Raw genomic sequence first — 17,277 nt, 5'->3', positions numbered from 1 at the left:
CTCATTTGAGCTAACAATTTCTCCGGAGTATTAATGTCTTTCCATTCATTAGGCCTTGCCCCATCAATTTTAAAAGCAGTTGAAAAGCAGGGTTATAGTGCGCCTTCACCTATTCAGGAGAAAGCCATTCCCGTTATCATGGAAGGTAAAGATATTCTTGCTGCTGCGCAAACTGGTACAGGGAAAACCGCTGCTTTCTCGCTTCCTTTAATCCACCGCTTGCTTGATGGCCAAAAGGCGCGTTCGAATCGAGTAAAAGTGTTAGTTCTTACGCCAACTCGAGAGCTTGCAGCCCAAGTGGAAGAGAATGTTAGAAGCTTCAGTGAATTTGCGCCTTTGCGTATTGCTGTGGTCTTCGGTGGTGTGGGCATTAACCCACAAATGAAGGCATTGCGTGGTGGTGTGGATGTATTGATCGCAACACCAGGTCGATTACTCGATCTATATCAGCAAAACGCCGTTAAGTTTGATCAACTAGAGTCTCTGGTTTTGGACGAAGCCGACAGAATGCTCGATATGGGATTTATTCACGATATTAAGCGTATTCTTAAACTTCTACCTGCTCGAAGACAAACACTATTGTTCTCAGCAACCTTCTCAGACGATATCACGACCCTTGCCAAATCTATCACTAAGAATCCCGTGCAAGTGTCAACCGCGCCGGCCAATACGACCGTTGAGGCCATTGCTCAACAAATTATCGAGCTTGATAAGTCGCAAAAACAAAAAGCCTTGATTCATCTTGTTAAGGAAAATGGTTGGAAGCAAGTTTTGGTCTTCAGTCGCACTAAACATGGCGCAAACCGTATTGCCGAAAAGTTGTCTCGCGCAAAGATACCCAGTGCAGCAATACATGGTAATAAGAGCCAAGGTGCAAGAACCAAAGCGCTGGCAGGGTTCAAATCGGGTGAAATAGATGTGTTAGTTGCTACGGATATCGCTGCCCGTGGTATTGATATTAGTGAACTTCCCGTAGTTATAAACTTTGATTTACCCAACACCGCTGCAGACTATGTTCATAGAATTGGGCGAACTGGGCGCGCCGGTGCCCAGGGTCAAGCACTCTCGTTTGTCTGTGCCGAAGAATTACAATCACTGAAAGATGTAGAAACTCTGATTCAAAAGCTTCTACCCAGAACGCAAGTCGAAGGCTTTGAGCCCTCAGTTCACGTACCAGTAACTAAGCTTTCAGCACCCAAAAAGCCTAAGAAGCCCAAAAAGCCCAAGGTAAAAACAGAAAACGGGTCTGAACGTAGCGCAAAACGAAACGTATCGAAACCCAGAAATAAACCGACGAGTGATTCGACTCAGCAGAGACGCAAGCCGGCAAGTAAACGCCGATTCAACAAGGCAAACAAGCCATCAAATCAAACGCATTCAGAAAAGTAATACGGTGAATTTAACGTACGCCACTTAAGTCGGCGTACTTTTGAATAATACGGTCAAATTCTCCACTTTGGTGAAGCTCCGCAATAATCGCATTTATTTGAGGGACTTTATCCGCGTGCTTTTTGTGTAACCGAAGTGCCATCTCACCGGTAGTGTGCACCGGACCAAAAGTAATAGGTATACCGTGTTTGGCAGACCAGTATCTCGCTGCAGCTTCTTCCATGATAGCTATGTCGACCCGACCTTTACCTAACCCAAGTATTAACGTTTTTTCTGACAAAAAATCCAGTCGGTCAAACTTGTCGTCATCGAAGTAGACGTATCCTGATATTGTCCCAACAATGTTACCGTGAATGTGGTCGATACTTGCGTATTGAGGCGCCATCGCAGGGCGTGTGATGAAGTACTCTGTTATCGTTAATATCGGGTCTGTGAATACAAAGTCGTGGTTTTTTTCGTCTTCAGATAGCCAACTAGGACTAAAGAAATCAAAATCCAGTCCACCGTTTTGAAAAGCGCGCATGGCTCGTTGGGTTGAAAGCATCACTTTGCTGGTTTCTATACCCGCTCGGTCCATAATTAACGGAAGGATTTCTACGAATATTCCTGGTCTTGCATCATCTACCGCGTTTTCATAGGGTACGGAACTTCCAGTGGTCCCAAGGTTATAGTAAAGCGGCTCGCTAGCGCAAAGGTTATGAGTGGCTAAAAGCATTAGTCCAGCAAAGCATGCCTTTTTGATACCCGAAACACTGAACATCCTGCTTTTCCTTCGTTTACAACTTGTGGTTGCTTGGCGTTATGTTAACCAATTGAAACAAAAAGTGGAATCGATTAAAAATTCTCCGTTTTTGCACCGCTTGTATACGTTCCTATGCACCATAAACGGACAAAACCTGTACTTTAGAATTGGTGGTTTGCGCTTAAGTTTATGATATTAAAAGGTTTTTGATTTTTGGTTTAATTGTTGCTAAATGTTTCTTGGGTCAACCGTGATCTGAAAACTTAACGCAACACACACAACAAGTAATTAATGTTGAGCAAAGGCGCTCTCACTATCCGGCGAAAGGACGGGTAAGTGTGGGCGTTTTTTTTTGGCTTTGAAAACGCACAACTAGCTAATTCTCATATAAGGAGAGAGTACATGGCTTACTTAGAACCGAGTGAATTCGCCACGAAGATGGTGGATGCAGGTGAACAAAAAATCTTTATGTCTACAAGAGACACATTAATCCGTGCGTTTATGGCGGGTGCTATTTTGGCTTTGGCAGCATTCTTTGCTATTACGGTCATTACTAAAACGGGTAATCCATTAGTGGGTGCAATCCTGTTCCCCGTGGGCTTTATCATGCTTTATCTAATGAAGTTTGATTTGTTAACAGGTGTATTTACTCTTGTACCTTTGGCTGTTATCGACAAGCGTGCCGGTTGTACAATGAGCGAGTTGTTCAGAAACTGGGGATTGGTATTTGTCGGTAACTTTGCTGGTGCACTTACTGTCGCATTCTTTGCATCTTACATTCTAACGTACGGTTACCAAATTGATGGCGGTGCTGTTGCTGATAAAGTAAGTACCATTGGTGAATCAAGAACGCTTGGATATAAAGAGCAAGGTATCCTTGGCTGGTTCACTATTTTCATCCGCGGCATGCTATGTAACTGGATGGTATCAATGGGTGTTGTTGGCGCGATGATTTCTACGTCTGCGGGCAGCAAAATGGCGGCGATGTGGATGCCAATCATGTTGTTCTTCTACATGGCTTTTGAGCATTCAATCGTAAACATGTTCTTGTTCCCGTTCTCAATGATCATGGGTGGTGACTTCACAATTGTTGACTACTTCCTATGGAACGAAATTCCAACTGCGCTTGGTAACTTGGCTGGTGGCTTCCTATTAGTTGGCTTACCGCTTTACTACACGCACGTTAAAACCAAGAAAGAAAGAAAAGAAAAAGCGTCTGAACAATCTGAAACGATTGCAGCACTTTAATCCAAACTTTCATATAAACCCCAGTCGGCGTACTTGCTGATTGGGGTTTAGTCTTGAACTCACCCTGTTCCATTCCGTTTTCGCATAACTGTAACCCTCAGGGCAACAAGTATGACCAAACAACTAAAAATAACAACTGGTCAGTATAGCGACAAAGGTAAAAAGCACCTTAATCAAGACTTTCATGGCACTCTTGTACCTCCTGCGACACAAAAACAAATTAAAGGTATTGCACTGGCGTTAGCCGATGGCATTAGCACGAGCAGTGTTAGCCAAGTCGCCAGCGAAACTGCAGTTAAAAGCTTTTTGAGCGATTATTTTTGTACCTCCGATGCTTGGTCAGCAAAAACATCGGGCACCAAAGTAGTGCAATCTATTAATGGGTGGCTCTATGCACAAACTCAACAAAGTGATTTTAAATACAATAAAGAAAAAGGCTATGTGTGCACCTTTAGCGCACTCGTTTTTAAATCTAAGCTGGCGCACATTTTCCATGTTGGAGACAGTCGAATCTATCGTGTCAGACATGATCGCTTGGAACAACTCACCAAGGACCACCGATCTTGGACGTCTTCGTCTCAAAGTTACCTGAGCAGAGCTCTGGGTGTAAATGATCATGTGGCGGTTGACTATCACGCCATTGATGTTCAGGAAGGTGACTACTTTTTACTGTGTACAGATGGTGTCTATGAATTTTGTGGCGCAGAGCCATTACTTACCGCAATAAAGGCTAACCCCAGTAACCTAGAGCACGCTGCTAAGCTTATTGTTTCTGAGGCGTTTAAAAATGGCAGCGACGATAATCTCACCATTCAGATCGCACATGTTGAGGAGCTTCCAGACGTTGACGAAAGTACACTTCAATCACAGGTTGATGGTTTAGCACTTCCTCCTCTATTACAACCCAGGCAGCTTTTCGACGGTCATGAAATATTAAGAGAGCTGCACTCAAACAGTCGCAGTCATGTTTATTTGGCCAAGGACATCGAAAATAGTCAGAACGTAATTATCAAAATCCCCTCAGTAGAACTAAGGGGCGATCCTGCTTACCTAGAACGTTTTTTGATAGAAGAGTGGGTCGCGCGAAGAATCAATAGCGCCCATGTGATGAAAGCGGGTATACAACAGCGGGAGAGAAAGTATCTATATAGCGTCACCGAGTACATTGAAGGAATAACGTTGAAACAGTGGATACTCGATAATCCCAAAGCCAGTGTCGAGACAGTTAGAGGAATCGTGGAGCAGATAGCCCGGGGCTTACAGGCGCTGCATCGCAAAGAAGTTCTTCATCAAGACTTAAAGCCAGACAACATCATGATAGATACACATGGCACGGTAAAAATCATAGATTTTGGTGGTGTTCACGTAGCCGGATTAGTTGAGGCGCAAACTGCTTTGACTCAAGAGGATATTCAGGGCACTGCGCTGTATACCGCACCAGAATACTTTGTTGGTCAACCGGTTTCTCAACGCTCTGATATGTTTTCACTTGCGGTCATTACCTATCAGATGCTGTCTGGGCGATTTCCTTATGGAACTAACGTCGCTAAAACGCGAACCATTGGCGGCCAGCGGCGGTTGAAATATCAATCTGTATTAGATGAAGAAAAAGAAATTCCGGCATGGATAGACTTCACGCTAAAGAAAGCTTTGCATCCCAACCCATTTAAGCGATACGAAGCGTTGTCTGAGTTTATACATGACTTGCGTTACCCCAACGGTAAGTTTTTGAGTGTTTCAAAACCACCGTTAATAGAACGAAACCCTTTGTTATTTTGGAAGAGCCTCTCATTGGTTCTTTCAATAACTGTTGTAGGGCTACTTATCTTGTTAGCACATTAAATACATCAATCCAGAAGAGGGAAATACCATGATCAGTAATCGAGAAGAAGTTACCGCGCAGATATTGTCACAGAAAGTGATCAAAGGCATCAAATGGGCCGATGTTGCAAGTGCCATTGGGTTATCAAAAGAGTGGACTACAGCCGCATGTTTGGGACAAATGACGCTTGATAAAGAACAAGCCACTATTGTAGGCGAGATTTTTGGATTGTCAGATGAAGCAGTAGCCTGGCTTCAAATCGTACCTTATAAAGGCTCGCTACCAACCGCTATCCCGACCGACCCATTGATTTACCGTTGGTATGAAGTGGTCAATGTATACGGCACCACTATTAAAGAATTAATCCATGAGGAGTTTGGTGATGGCATTATGAGTGCTATCGATTTTTCAATGGATATTCAGCGAGAAGAAGATCCAAAGGGTGACAGAGTGAATGTGGTTCTTTCAGGAAAATTCCTTCCCTACAAAACATTCTAATATTGTCCTCTCACATTAATAAGCTCTGGTGCAAGCCAGAGCTTGTCCCCACCTATCAGTTATAACTTTTGTACTTGCCTTAAAAATTCACTAGTGAAACTATAAATGTCTGGCTACTGGCAGAAGTCAGTGACCATCATTCAAATGGACCTTTGGTAAAGAGAAGAGTAATCAATGAAGGCAGTAGCACTACTATCTAAAGCACTCGTATTGATTGTGGCAAGCATACCTGCATTGGCGCAAACACCACGAGAAAAAGACGTCTTCGTTCTATCCGAGGCTAATCAATGTATTCGCCTGGATAAATCAGTTAATACGCTCTGCTTAACTATGTCACGAGAAACAAAAGAAGCATCAATTTTCCAACTGGTCTTAGATGAATCTCCGTTGCTAGACTTTTCTGTGGGTGAAGACAAACTTGAAATTGCTTTGTCTCCACAAGAGAAACTCTTAGTTGTTAAGCGTGTCAATGATGAATCAACAGTGCTGTCGGTGTACTCATTCGACAGGCAGCTCCAAGAAATGCCCGCACTTACTAAGCTAACTGAAATCAATGAACCCAGCTACAATCATATTGAGCGCATAGATGACAACGGCGATATCGTGTTTGCCCTAGTACCCGGCGATCATGAGGGCTGTAATCGCTACGAGGTAGAGAAACGAGATGGCCGTATTAGTCATACCGAACGATGTGTTAAAGGTATCAATGCATTCACTGAGGCACCTCTAGATCTTGCACTGCCTCATTTGTGCTTTCAGTTCGAACATTAGCGTTCAGAAGATAGGGACAGTAGGAATGATTAATCGACTCACGTTAAAGAAAAACTCACGATCATCTGTCTACCCCAATAACTACACAGTGATGGTAGATGACGAGCCTTTATTAGCCTTAGTCGCCTCATTTGAATCTCAATTTACTGATACGATTAACGGTGCATATACCAATGCACTTACACGCGAAGATATTGAACATGGTCTTTGTAAATTAGGAGGGCGGTTTCTTCCTTTAGCGTGTGATTGCGGAACCATAGAGTGTTGGTTTTTGGTAGGCGAAGTCACTATGTTTAGCGAGTATGTGAGTTGGGGGAAGTGGGAAAACCCTTATCGCAGTGATAAATCTAAAATTGACGAAGACCTATATTGGGAATATAAGCATTTTCCTGCATTGGTGTTTGATGCTGAACAGTACCAATCTGAAATAGACAGGGTGCTCGAGGCTACATGACTTAGGTGGGTAATTGCCATTGACCGATTCGATAACACTTATTGAGCTTGACAAGGAGTATCCGCTTCCGGACTCTTTTTTGAAGTCATCACTTTTAGCACAGCTTGCAACCGCTAAACTTCAACAAGCTGAATTAGCTCGGGGTAAAAGAGCTGACGATGCTATGGCCATTGATAATGCATTGTATCTCGTACTCAAAAAATATATCCCTAGAGTACTGGTGACTGAGGATAAAGCGGAGTATCTCAATAGCCTATTGAGTGCTGTAAGAAATGCTAAATATGAATTTTCTCAGGTATGTTACGACAATACGTATGCAGACAATGTAATGTCCTCTTTTCGTTTGCTACTGGTCACTGAACTTGCTTCCGTCACCCCCGATGTGGTTGAGCCCTCCACTAAAACTACCTATCAAACCAACAACGAGTCTTTTACAGATACAGTGATAACATCTGTAAAAGCATTATTGTGCGAGCCACTAACGGCATTTTTCTTTTATTTAATCCCCTGTGTTCTTTTTTGTATTTTGGTTCAGTCGGCAAGCTATCTGGCTATTCCAGCCTACACAGTAAGCTACTTTGTTCATGTGTATCTCATGACAAATGAACCTCAAGATAAAAAAGGTATCGAGCTGATAGTACTCGCTTGTATACAAGTTTTCTTTGCCGTAGGAATTTTTCTTTTAACGGCAAAATGAGCCAGCTTGGCAAACGCAGAGAGCACACACTTTATGTGTACTCTCCTAAAAATTAGCGCTGGTTGCCCGTAAGAATTAGCATTTCAGGGCCCCAAGAGTCGGTCGCTCTATCATAAGTTGAAAAAGAGCCTCCGTCGTCCCAAAAGGTGCCTGCAATACCAAATTCAAAGGCGTATTGAACGTGAGTACGCAAATATTCCTCACGCTGACTTTGGTCACATACATTTTCTGGGTTTTGGAAATCATACTTAGCAGAGCCAAACTCATTGACAATCACAGGTACATTGTTAGCCACTGACCATTCATATGCTTGGACATAGATGTCTCTTAGATCTTGCTTATCTAAGTTACTTCCCCATGATTGTGTACATATACCTGCGAACTCCCAAGGGTCGTAACTATGAAAGTTACCGATTAAGAATGGGTCTGTGGGATCTGGATTATCAATAGCGAGTAAGCGGTCAATCGCCGACCATTCATTACCCGCAAAGATCACTAAACGATTACTGGTCTCGTTGCGAATGATGCTCAGCGCTCGTTTATTTAGCTCATTTAACTGGGGTTCTGTGAGCCCTCTAGGTTCATTGATGATTTCAAAGATTAGATTTGAAGGAGCGTTTTTAAATCGAGCAGACACCTGCATCCAGATTGAATCGAACCTATTTAAGTTCGAGACGTTATCGTAGTCACTCTTTAGCCATTCGTCATGATGTACGTTGATTATCGCAATTAAATCCCGTGACAACACCCAGTTTACAATGGTTTCTACTCTATTTAAAAACTCCGCGTCTATTTGATAGGGGCTTGCTTCGTCAACATGGTTTCCCCAGGTAATTGGGATACGAACGTGTTTGAACCCGGCATTTTTAAAAGCTTCAATATAGTACTCTTCCCCCGCCAGTGCCCAATCACCTTCAAAGGGCGCGTCGAGGGTATTTCCCAAGTTGATTCCAATACCCATTTGTTGCACTGCATCGCTGGCAGACAGTGCATCACCCAGACTATTTTGTTCTGTGTCGGGTAATTCAATTCGTTGTTCCTGCTGTGATGTTGGTGGCGTGTTTGACAATGGCGGTGTCGATGTTGAGCTACCACCACTACTACCACAAGCGGTTACCAACAAACAGGTGGAGAAGGCCATAGCGTGTGAGCGAAACCTTCTATATATCCCAGTTTTATAGATACTTTTCTTCATATTCTTCCAACACTTTGATGTTAATTTTTTGTTGACATTGTAGCGTTGAAAGTTGCGAATTCAGTATGACAAACTGATTTAGAAGTACGACTATTTCGGCGTTGTTATTGGTGAGGTTTGTCTGGAGTTTTCTCGAATACACTCTCTCCCAGAAGCAGCTTTGCTATCCCACCAAACACCTTATGTCCAGCATGATAAAACAATACACGCAGTGGCATTTTACCCATATGACCTCTGAGGAAAACTAGGTTCAAGGCAATAGTTTGTTTGAATACTCTTGTTGTGGGGTGGTTGGGCATGAGTGCTTTACTGTAGACCCTCTTTAAGATGCGCCATTTTAGCGGAACAGATTGGGTTATCTTGTCGAGTTCACTTGTTGGCAGCGGTGTACCAAGTAATGAATATAAGCAGTTAACACAGAGCCATAACTCTTTGTCGAACCCAGACTGCTTGGCGAGTTTGTTGAGCTTTTTCCAATAATCCGCACTGCCATGTTGTTTTATTAAAAGGTCAAGATCGGTGAGATCTCGAAACCCATTGTGTACATCTTCATTAAAAAACAAATGGATAATACTGTGCAGAGTACGAGCGGGAGGACTCAACACTTGTTGCCCGGTGTCAGTTATTGCCAACTCATCAAAAAATACATTTATGTCAGGAGACCTATCGGAGACTATGGGCACCAGATTGTGGTGTAAATCTAAGACTGTGCCTCTGGCATTATTACGTAGAGGTGGTATTTCATGAGCCCATTGTCGATAGTACTTTTTGTCATAGTCTTTTATGGTTTCAGACATCCAACAGTTTAGATTTAGCCGTCGCTCGATGATTTGTATAGCGTCTTTTTCAACAAGTAGGTCGATATCGTTGTAAGTTCTTCCCTTACTTGCCTCATCCTTTGAGAGACTGTACCCCGTGCCTTTTAAGAACACTAATTTCTTAGTATGACCTGAAGCAATCTGTGCTAGTTCTTTTGCCTCTTGAATAACTTGATTATTCTGTTTTTGAGCTAATATTTCAGCGTTTATCAGATGATGTTTCGCGTAGTCAGTTAAGCCGTCAAAAACATCTAGCTGTTTAAAAAGATAACAGTATCGTGCCAGAAGCTGGTGGTGTCTCAATACTCGAATAACATGTACCCAGTCGCTATCTTGAAGTGAGATTGCCTCGATAGGGTCGCGATAGATATTGATGATTAATTGACCGAGTGTAGCACCTGTGAGCATTAGCCAATGACCTCTTGTTCAAGAAATAGTCTGAGATCTTCTACATTGTCGTAAGTCACCGCATATAACTCACATTGTTCCACAAGGTGGACACAGGCATTAAACCCTTGTGTGCCCGTTAAACCGAAGTTAAATGCATTTTCAGCAAGTGACGAGAAACCTTGCTGCTGATTTAACTGGTAAATTTCTAGCTCAGCGTGCTTCTTGTAGCGAGGAAAAACAATTGCTTTAACCTTTGCTTTTTTACCCGCTTGCTCCCATGATTCAAGAGGAGGGGAGAGATGGCATACGTCACCTTTAATAGTCTCTTTCGCAATACTTGAGAAAGCACCACTAGGAAACCAAGACTTGGCGAGGTCAATCGACGCATTTTTAAGGCATATAGGTCTAACGAATGGAGACACCACAGTAGTATTTGGTGTAAACAGCGCCATCTCATCTGACAGTAAGCGCCATCCAGAGAATGCCAAATAAGTCGTCAAGGTGCTTTTTCCTGATCCCGGCGGTGCTGGAAAAATCACGGCCTCTTCACCTTTGGCTAAGACCGCAGAATGCATGACAGCGTGTTGCATTTCGTTCATAGCAACAACCCAATTCATCCCCCATTCCAATGCGGCAAAGCCTTGATTAGCTGGCACGGGTTTGAATGGTTCGAGAGTATCGCTGCAAAATTTAACCTGCGGTTTTAGGTAGCGCCTTAGGCCTGACGCCCTGCGCAAAGACACTGAATAATCCTCTATCTGTCCATTGTCTTTTTGAAGGCGACTACCGTAAAGCCTATGCAAGTTTTCTATGGTTGAGCTATTGTTGCTCGTTATCTTGAAGGAGAACGGTGATAGATTGAGAAAAAAACGATCGGGTGTCATATCCCTATAATGCACCGTCGATGAATTGATATTTGAGTAAAGTGGAAAGTATCTGTTGTTTGCTGCCACTCATGGGTGAGTTCGTGTCTTGGTCTTGTTTTAGTGCCACAGAAAATTCAGCGCTATCCACGGCAAAAACGAGGGATTGTCCAGTAACAGCATTAAAACAAACGGTACCAGAGTTATCTTGGAACGAATGTACAGTTATCTCCTTCTTTAGCACCGTAATACGCTACTTATCCCCGGTTGTATTCATCAATGAGAGCGCTGAGCTCTTGACCGAAAGAGTCTGGCGATGAGTATCCGGTGTTATAGAGATAATCAGCGAACTCGTTCAAAGAATAAAAATCACCTTGCTCTATGATGGGGTAATAAATACCTGAAACCTCACCCGAGTGGGCTGCGTTTAAATACATTGCAACCATGTGATAGTTTACGTTTGATTTACCGCCGTATCCTTTTCTTCCGCTACCCGGATTATCGAGTATTTCTTGCAATGTGTAGTCAGTGCCGTACGTTTTGTAACTCCGCTTTATGGGTTTACCACCAAAAATCTGACTAAACTTGTACGACTTGTAACTCGAATAATGATTCTTCCAGTAACCTGCTGAACCGAGCTGAATAGGGTCTTGAATAATTGACGAACCTGAACCGTTGGCTGAGGCTACCACAGACACCATAAGTCCGTTGCTACTTGCCCACACTGATTTACCCGGAATACTGGCTAAAAAGACCCCCGCCGACGTGCGCTTCAAAAATTTTCTGCGCGATGGCGTAACGCTATCCGACTGTTGGTTATTCTCAAATTCAGATTTCATATTCACAGTACCTCGCCATATATGGCCAAATTATAACCTATGCAAAGACTTGGCGTAACCCATATTTTAACCGAATACATCAGTTCAACCAGATATTTATCACATATTCGTCTTTAGCTAGAATATACCTTGTCTTAGTTCACACCGCTATTGGCATTCTCGTTGCAAATTCCGGCGTTTTTCATCCAATTACTACATTCGGTGGTTAAATCACAACGCCATCTAACCCCGGAAACCGGGTATCCAGGCTCAAGCGTTACGTCTTTAGTTCGTGTAAACAAACGGTCAATATGAATAGTGTTTTCCCAGCGAATATAGCAGATCATGGGTTGTCGCGTTCTTGACACTAGATGTAACGTAAACCCGCCGTTTTGTTTTGGCTGTGCAACAAGACAACTCCTTACTCCGCACGATTCGGCTAATGCTTTGCTCATGCCAAACATTACTGCTGTGATACTTATTGCTACTACTAGAGTTCTTTGGATATACATGATTAAACTACTAAGTCTACTTGCTGAGTCGTTCCAAGAGTTTTATCACCGTAAATGAAAAAGGAGCTACTTCTTACTTTTCCCTGAAGCTGGTTGTTTTCGTCCTTAATATTCAAAGGGGTAGATTGATAACCTATATAAATTGCACCAATCCCTATGCTGGATAAAAAAGAGAGCCTGTCCTGGCCTCGCTCATCTTTCTGAAAGAATAGCAGATCGTTGAATATTGCATCTCCGGCATCTATAAATCCGTTGTTATCATCATCATACTCGGCCAATTCTCTGTATCCATTTCCAGATAATGCGCCAAATAATTCGCTGCCGTCGTCAATGTTGCCATTGCTATTGTTATCTATGGCAAGAAAACCTGATTGGCCTGTGGCAAAGTGAATCGATGTGTCTTCTCCTTGCGCCGTTAAATCGAATTCATAACTACGCTCTGTAAGCTGAGTAGTCTGGCCGTCTAAGTTAATTACCAAGGGATCTACCAACTCAACTTCGCCCATTTGCAGTGACAGCGATTGTTCATTGAAATAAGTTCTGTCAGTGTACTGAGCTAAATTTATGCTGAGTGATTCCCCATCCGAAAACGTAAGACTCCCCGAAACATTGAACACGGATTTTTCCTGCTCTGTATAGGTTTCCTTGTACTGATAAATGAGTGACGCCATTTGTGAGGGAATCTCCGGCGCTGAATTGTCGACGTTCACCTCCTCAAAAGGTTGAGAAAGGTTTTGGTTATAGATAGACAGTGCCATGGGCTTGCCGGTAAAACTCTCTACAAGTGCAACTAATTTCGAAAGCTCGGCGTCAAGGGAGGGGGACTTTTGCTCATCTTGTAAATTGAACTGATCAGTTGGGCGGTCAGGTTGTTGGTTAGACATAAACTCTTCGACAACCTCGCCTCCCCGTTCAGATAGTTCGACAGTGTCAATACTAAGGAAAGAAGTAGAAAGAGTAGATTGTTCGGTTTCAGTGGGTGCAGGTTGGGAAGATTGCACAATAAGTGCTTCAGAAGCAGAGAATTGCTCCGAATAAACTCTGTTGTAATCAAACGTAAGTTGAGCTTCTTGAATGATCATTATTGCACCAAGAATTTAGCATAAACCTCACCGTAGCTTTGATATCGGCACTATGTTTAAAAGGTTTAGCAATTTTTTGAAGTGCGGCAACAGTCAATACGCTTTAGTCTTCACAAGTAAGGTCAATAAAATCTTCTCGCTCAAAAAGAGCGTCGTACTTGCCCTCAAGATATTGTGTTTGTGCTATCCACTCTTCAATCATTGCAGACAGCGAGAGATAGTAATCCAGTGACGATTCTACCGTAGAGAGTTTTAAGTCCATTATTGCAGTGTTAATTCTATCAACCATGACTTGGTAGCGGTCTTGTTGGTAATCGATTAATGCACCAATTTCCGTAGCTAATTGAAAATTAGCATATACCAAATAACCTGATTCACCGGCGAGTGTCCAAGCGGAATAACGTAAGGATTCTCTCAGTAACATTTTTTCAAAATGAGCTTCTTCAAGGTTAGTATCGGGCTGTGCTTGAAGTTGAGATACTGCAGCATAGCTGAGTCTCAGCATACCTTCTTGGCGGGGCATAAAGTCGGATTTTAGTAATACACGGTTAAACGCCAACTCCGACTTCACGTTACACAAAGCGATTAGGGTGCGTTCTTCAATATCTTTAGCTTCATCCCAGTCTTGGAGACCAAAAGCGAGCAAAATACTCGCGCCAATAAATGCAGATTCGGCAAAAACTGCACGCCATTTTATGGGAGAGTGTTTATACTTTAGCGCCACTGATCGCCCTCCTGGCTGCTGGGTTGTTCTGCGGTGTTTCTATTCTGCCAACAGCGTTGGTTATTGCAATATGAAAATTTGCCTCAACCTGTGCTCTTGGCAATGTCAATAAAGTCTTCGATGTATTTGACCGCAATATCATCGTTGCGAACGCCCAAATTAATCTGCTTGTGAATTCCCTTCTTGCCAAATTTAAGCCCTTTTAGCGCCAGTGATTCTGAATATTCCTCAATAAGCCAGCCTGGTAAAGCACTTACGCCACGACCTGCGGCAACTAATTGCATCATTATTTCAGTGGTTTCTATGGTTTTGTGATGCCTAACACTACATTTTTTGGGGTTTAGAAATTGGCTGAATACATCAAGACGTTGTGGTTCAACAGGATAGGTAAACAGTGTTTCACTCGCTAGTTGGTTTGGCTCTACACTTTCTTGATTTGCCAATGCATGGTCCGCGGGAATTACGAGCTTGTGTTCGTAGTCAAACACAGGAATAAAAGTCACTCTGGGTTTGAATAGCGGATCAGGTGTAACTAATAAGTCAATTTCGTAATTGTGTAATGCGGCAAGACCACCGAATTTGAAAGCTTGTTTAACGTCTATCTCTACGTCGGGCCATTTTTTAAGGAATGGCTCGATAACCCTCAAAAGCCATTGATAGCACGGGTGACATTCCATACCTATTCTCAGCGCGCCCATCTGACCTGAAGCGAGATGACTCAGTGTACTTTCGATGTGTGAAAACTGAGGCAGAATTCGCGAGGCAAAGCTAAGCATATGCTCGCCTGCGGCGGTGAGCCGAAGGTTTCTTCCTTCTTTTTGCCATACACTGACGCCAAGTTGCCCCTCTAACTTTTTAATACTGTGGGTGAGTGCGGATTGCGACAAATGAAGGGCCTCTGCTGCACGAGTCAAGGTGCCATGTTTTTTAATCGCGACTAAAACTTCTAGGTGAAATCTCTCTAACACGTTTTGAGACCTTAAACTCATGAATTACTACCTATGAATATAACTCATGAATTACTGAAGAAATATCATTATTTTTGTTCAATTAAGCTGGCTATGATGCGTGTAGGTCATCAAACTTCACTACCGCTATGAATAAAGAATTTACCTATAAACTCAAAGTAACTCGATTCGATGAAAATTATTGCCCTGCGGTTAATACACGTATTACGACGAATTTTGCAAATTTAGCCCGTGGTGAACATCGCCGAAACAATTTACGTGCCGCATTACGTATGATTGACAACCGCTTCAATGCACTCGCGTATTGGGATAACCCAGAGGGGGATCGATATGGTGTGGAACTAGAGATAGTTTCGGTTGATATTGATGTGAAAGGAAACGGAGAGACATTCCCTGCCATCGAAATATTGAAGACAGTTATTGTTGATCGTTCCACAGGTAAACGCAGTGATGGGATTGTCGGAAACAACTTTTCGTCATACGTAAGAGATTATGATTTCAGTGTGGTTTTACAAGAGCACAATGCTGGACAGACTTCTTTCAGTGTGCCGCCAAATTTTGGGGATCTGCACGGAAACATATTCAAGCATTTCGTAAATTCTGATAGCTACAAAAGCAATTTCACCAAACTGCCTGTTATCTGTTTGAGTGTATCTGACAACAAAACCTATCGCAGAACAGAGAACCAACACCCCGTACTCGGTGTGGAATATGTGCCCAATGAATCGTCACTGACTGAACGTTACTTCAAAAAAATGGGACTTCAGGTGAGATACTTTATGCCTTCCCATAGTGTTGCTCCTTTTGCATTTTATTTTTTGGTGATTTGCTGAATGACTACACCAATTTGGAACTCGTGAGCACAATTGCAACTATGGAGACGTTTCAAAAGATATATCGACCAGAGATCTATAACGCTAATACTGCTGCTGGTCGTTGTTATCGCCCCCGACTCGAGCACAAAGATCATTCAATCACTCAAGTGAGATATGACAGAGATGAACGAAGTAGTCTGGCGATAGAGCAGGGGCGTTATGTGGACCAGCACTTTATAACACCTCACAAGGCATTACTTGCGGAATGGTCCAATCAAGTCTCGTTATAAATCAAAGATAATGGGGTGTGCTCCTAATTGGAGTGACCCGTCCTGTTTCTCTATCTAAAAAGCATTAGTACTTACAATGACAAAACTATTACCTACCTCTACTGCTGGCAGTTTGCCTAAACCGTCATGGCTAGCGCAGCCAGAAACCTTGTGGTCTCCCTGGAAGCTCGAAGGCGACGAATTAATTGCAGGTAAAAAAGATGCACTCAAACTGTCTCTTCATGACCAACTAACAGCCGGCATAGATATAGTGAGTGACGGGGAGCAAACACGACAACATTTTGTGACCACATTTATAGAACACTTGGAAGGGGTGGATTTTAAGAATAGAAAAACCGTAAAAATTCGGAACCGTTACGACGCGAGCGTACCGGTAGTTGTTGGAGACGTTGTGCGCAAGCAGTCAGTATTTGTCGATGATGCCGCATTTCTGCGAAGTCAAACCAAGCAGCCGATCAAGTGGGCACTGCCCGGACCAATGACGATGATCGATACGCTTTATGATGCTCGCTATAAAAGCCGAGAAAAGCTCGCATGGGAATTTGCTAAGATTCTGAATCAGGAAGCGAGGGAGCTGGAAGCCGCTGGCGTTGATATTATCCAGTTTGATGAGCCAGCATTTAACGTATTTTTCGATGAAGTCAATGAATGGGGTGTCGCAGCATTAGAACGTGCAATAGAGGGCCTGAGTTGTGAAACTGCGGTGCATATCTGCTACGGGTACGGCATAAAAGCCAATACTGACTGGAAGAAAACACTTGGTTCAGAGTGGCGGCAATACGAAGAAATTTTTCCAACAATCCGGCAGTCAAACATTGATATTGTCTCTTTAGAATGTCAAAGCTCTCATGTGCCGATGGATCTGATTGAGCTTATCAGGGGTAAGAAGGTGATGGTAGGAGCCATTGACGTTGCAACGAAAACCATTGAAACGCCTCAAGATGTCGCGAGTACACTGCGAAAGGCGCTGCAATTTGTTGATGCTGATAAACTCTACCCATGTACTAACTGTGGTATGACGCCATTACCTCAATGGGTAGCCAACGGTAAACTCAAGGCGCTCAGTGCTGGCGCAGACATTGTTCGACGAGAGCTGAGCTAGTACATCCCTCGATAGGTTGATGTTTATCATTGACCTATCTCGTTTTCTACTGATTTCGCTCCCTTTACTTTGCCTTTAC

17 protein-coding genes and 1 pseudogene are annotated in these 17,277 nt (G+C 43.1%); 9 read left to right on the top strand and 9 right to left on the bottom strand.

What is annotated here, in order from left to right; genetic code table 11:
- Nucleotides 1-33: 33 nt before the first annotated feature.
- Nucleotides 34-1,389 (top strand): DEAD/DEAH box helicase, encoded by a 1,356-nt coding sequence (locus EYS00_RS14945; RefSeq protein WP_130638020.1) that lies wholly within the window; start codon nt 34-36, stop codon nt 1,387-1,389.
- Between the two features lie 10 nt (nt 1,390-1,399).
- Here the strand turns inward: EYS00_RS14945 and EYS00_RS14940 are convergent, their stop codons facing one another.
- On the bottom strand, nt 1,400-2,149 hold the full coding sequence (locus EYS00_RS14940; RefSeq protein WP_130638018.1) for an ABC transporter substrate-binding protein: 750 nt from the start codon (nt 2,147-2,149) through the stop codon (nt 1,400-1,402).
- Nucleotides 2,150-2,533: 384 nt separating this feature from the next.
- On the opposite strand from EYS00_RS14940, the gene EYS00_RS14935 reads away from it, so the two are divergent.
- The 6 genes from EYS00_RS14935 (at nt 2,534) to EYS00_RS14910 (ending at nt 7,621) form a co-directional block, all read left to right on the top strand.
- Nucleotides 2,534-3,379 (top strand): formate/nitrite transporter family protein, encoded by an 846-nt coding sequence (locus tag EYS00_RS14935; RefSeq protein WP_130638016.1) that lies wholly within the window; start codon nt 2,534-2,536, stop codon nt 3,377-3,379.
- Between the two features lie 111 nt (nt 3,380-3,490).
- A complete protein-coding gene (locus EYS00_RS14930) occupies nt 3,491-5,221 on the top strand; it encodes a bifunctional protein-serine/threonine kinase/phosphatase (RefSeq protein ID WP_130638014.1) in 1,731 nt (576 codons plus the stop codon).
- 28 nt (nt 5,222-5,249) lie between these two features.
- Complete coding sequence (gene cynS / locus EYS00_RS14925) at nt 5,250-5,699, top strand: cyanase (protein ID WP_130638013.1); 450 nt, start codon at nt 5,250-5,252, stop codon at nt 5,697-5,699.
- Nucleotides 5,700-5,873: 174 nt separating this feature from the next.
- Entirely contained in the window at nt 5,874-6,470 is a 597-nt protein-coding gene (locus EYS00_RS14920) for a hypothetical protein (RefSeq protein ID WP_130638011.1), read from the top strand.
- Nucleotides 6,471-6,495: 25 nt separating this feature from the next.
- A complete protein-coding gene (locus tag EYS00_RS14915) occupies nt 6,496-6,924 on the top strand; it encodes a hypothetical protein (RefSeq protein ID WP_130638009.1) in 429 nt (142 codons plus the stop codon).
- 79 nt (nt 6,925-7,003) lie between these two features.
- Nucleotides 7,004-7,621 carry a hypothetical protein gene (locus tag EYS00_RS14910; RefSeq protein WP_130638007.1) on the top strand — a complete coding sequence of 206 codons (618 nt, stop codon included), beginning with the start codon at nt 7,004-7,006 and terminating at the stop codon, nt 7,619-7,621.
- 52 nt (nt 7,622-7,673) lie between these two features.
- On the opposite strand, the gene EYS00_RS14905 is transcribed toward EYS00_RS14910, so the two are convergent.
- The 8 genes from EYS00_RS14905 to EYS00_RS14870 form a co-directional block, all read right to left on the bottom strand.
- Nucleotides 7,674-8,816 (bottom strand): glycoside hydrolase family 5 protein, encoded by a 1,143-nt coding sequence (locus EYS00_RS14905; RefSeq protein ID WP_130638005.1) that lies wholly within the window; start codon nt 8,814-8,816, stop codon nt 7,674-7,676.
- 104 nt (nt 8,817-8,920) lie between these two features.
- Nucleotides 8,921-10,042 (bottom strand): nucleotidyltransferase family protein, encoded by a 1,122-nt coding sequence (locus tag EYS00_RS14900; RefSeq protein WP_130638003.1) that lies wholly within the window; start codon nt 10,040-10,042, stop codon nt 8,921-8,923.
- On the bottom strand, nt 10,042-10,908 hold the full coding sequence (locus EYS00_RS14895; protein ID WP_130638001.1) for an HprK-related kinase A: 867 nt from the start codon (nt 10,906-10,908) through the stop codon (nt 10,042-10,044). Before EYS00_RS14895 ends, EYS00_RS14900 begins: the two co-directional genes overlap by 1 nt.
- Before the next feature lie 4 nt (nt 10,909-10,912).
- Nucleotides 10,913-11,131, bottom strand: coding sequence for a hypothetical protein (locus tag EYS00_RS14890; protein WP_130637999.1), 219 nt, complete (start codon nt 11,129-11,131; stop codon nt 10,913-10,915).
- Nucleotides 11,132-11,144: 13 nt separating this feature from the next.
- Nucleotides 11,145-11,726, bottom strand: coding sequence for a hypothetical protein (locus EYS00_RS14885; protein WP_130637997.1), 582 nt, complete (start codon nt 11,724-11,726; stop codon nt 11,145-11,147).
- Nucleotides 11,727-12,219: 493 nt separating this feature from the next.
- Nucleotides 12,220-13,299, bottom strand: coding sequence for a hypothetical protein (locus EYS00_RS14880; RefSeq protein ID WP_130637995.1), 1,080 nt, complete (start codon nt 13,297-13,299; stop codon nt 12,220-12,222).
- Between the two features lie 103 nt (nt 13,300-13,402).
- Entirely contained in the window at nt 13,403-14,023 is a 621-nt protein-coding gene (locus EYS00_RS14875) for a hypothetical protein (RefSeq protein ID WP_130637993.1), read from the bottom strand.
- A gap of 83 nt (nt 14,024-14,106) precedes the next feature.
- Entirely contained in the window at nt 14,107-14,991 is an 885-nt protein-coding gene (locus EYS00_RS14870) for a LysR family transcriptional regulator (RefSeq protein ID WP_130638150.1), read from the bottom strand.
- 128 nt (nt 14,992-15,119) lie between these two features.
- On the opposite strand from EYS00_RS14870, the pseudogene EYS00_RS14865 reads away from it, so the two are divergent.
- Together EYS00_RS14865 and EYS00_RS14860 are read left to right on the top strand one after the other, a co-directional pair.
- Nucleotides 15,120-16,096, top strand: a pseudogene (locus EYS00_RS14865) (DUF1852 domain-containing protein).
- A 76-nt stretch (nt 16,097-16,172) separates the two neighbouring features.
- Complete coding sequence (locus tag EYS00_RS14860; RefSeq protein ID WP_130637991.1) at nt 16,173-17,198, top strand: methionine synthase; 1,026 nt, start codon at nt 16,173-16,175, stop codon at nt 17,196-17,198.
- Nucleotides 17,199-17,277: the final 79 nt, after the last annotated feature.

The sequence above is a fragment of the Alteromonas sp. KUL49 genome (genome assembly GCF_006538345.1).
Lineage (GTDB): Bacteria > Pseudomonadota > Gammaproteobacteria > Enterobacterales > Alteromonadaceae > Alteromonas.
The sequence above is the reverse complement of the archived record's forward strand: the minus strand, read 5'-3'. Positions and strand labels throughout refer to the sequence as shown.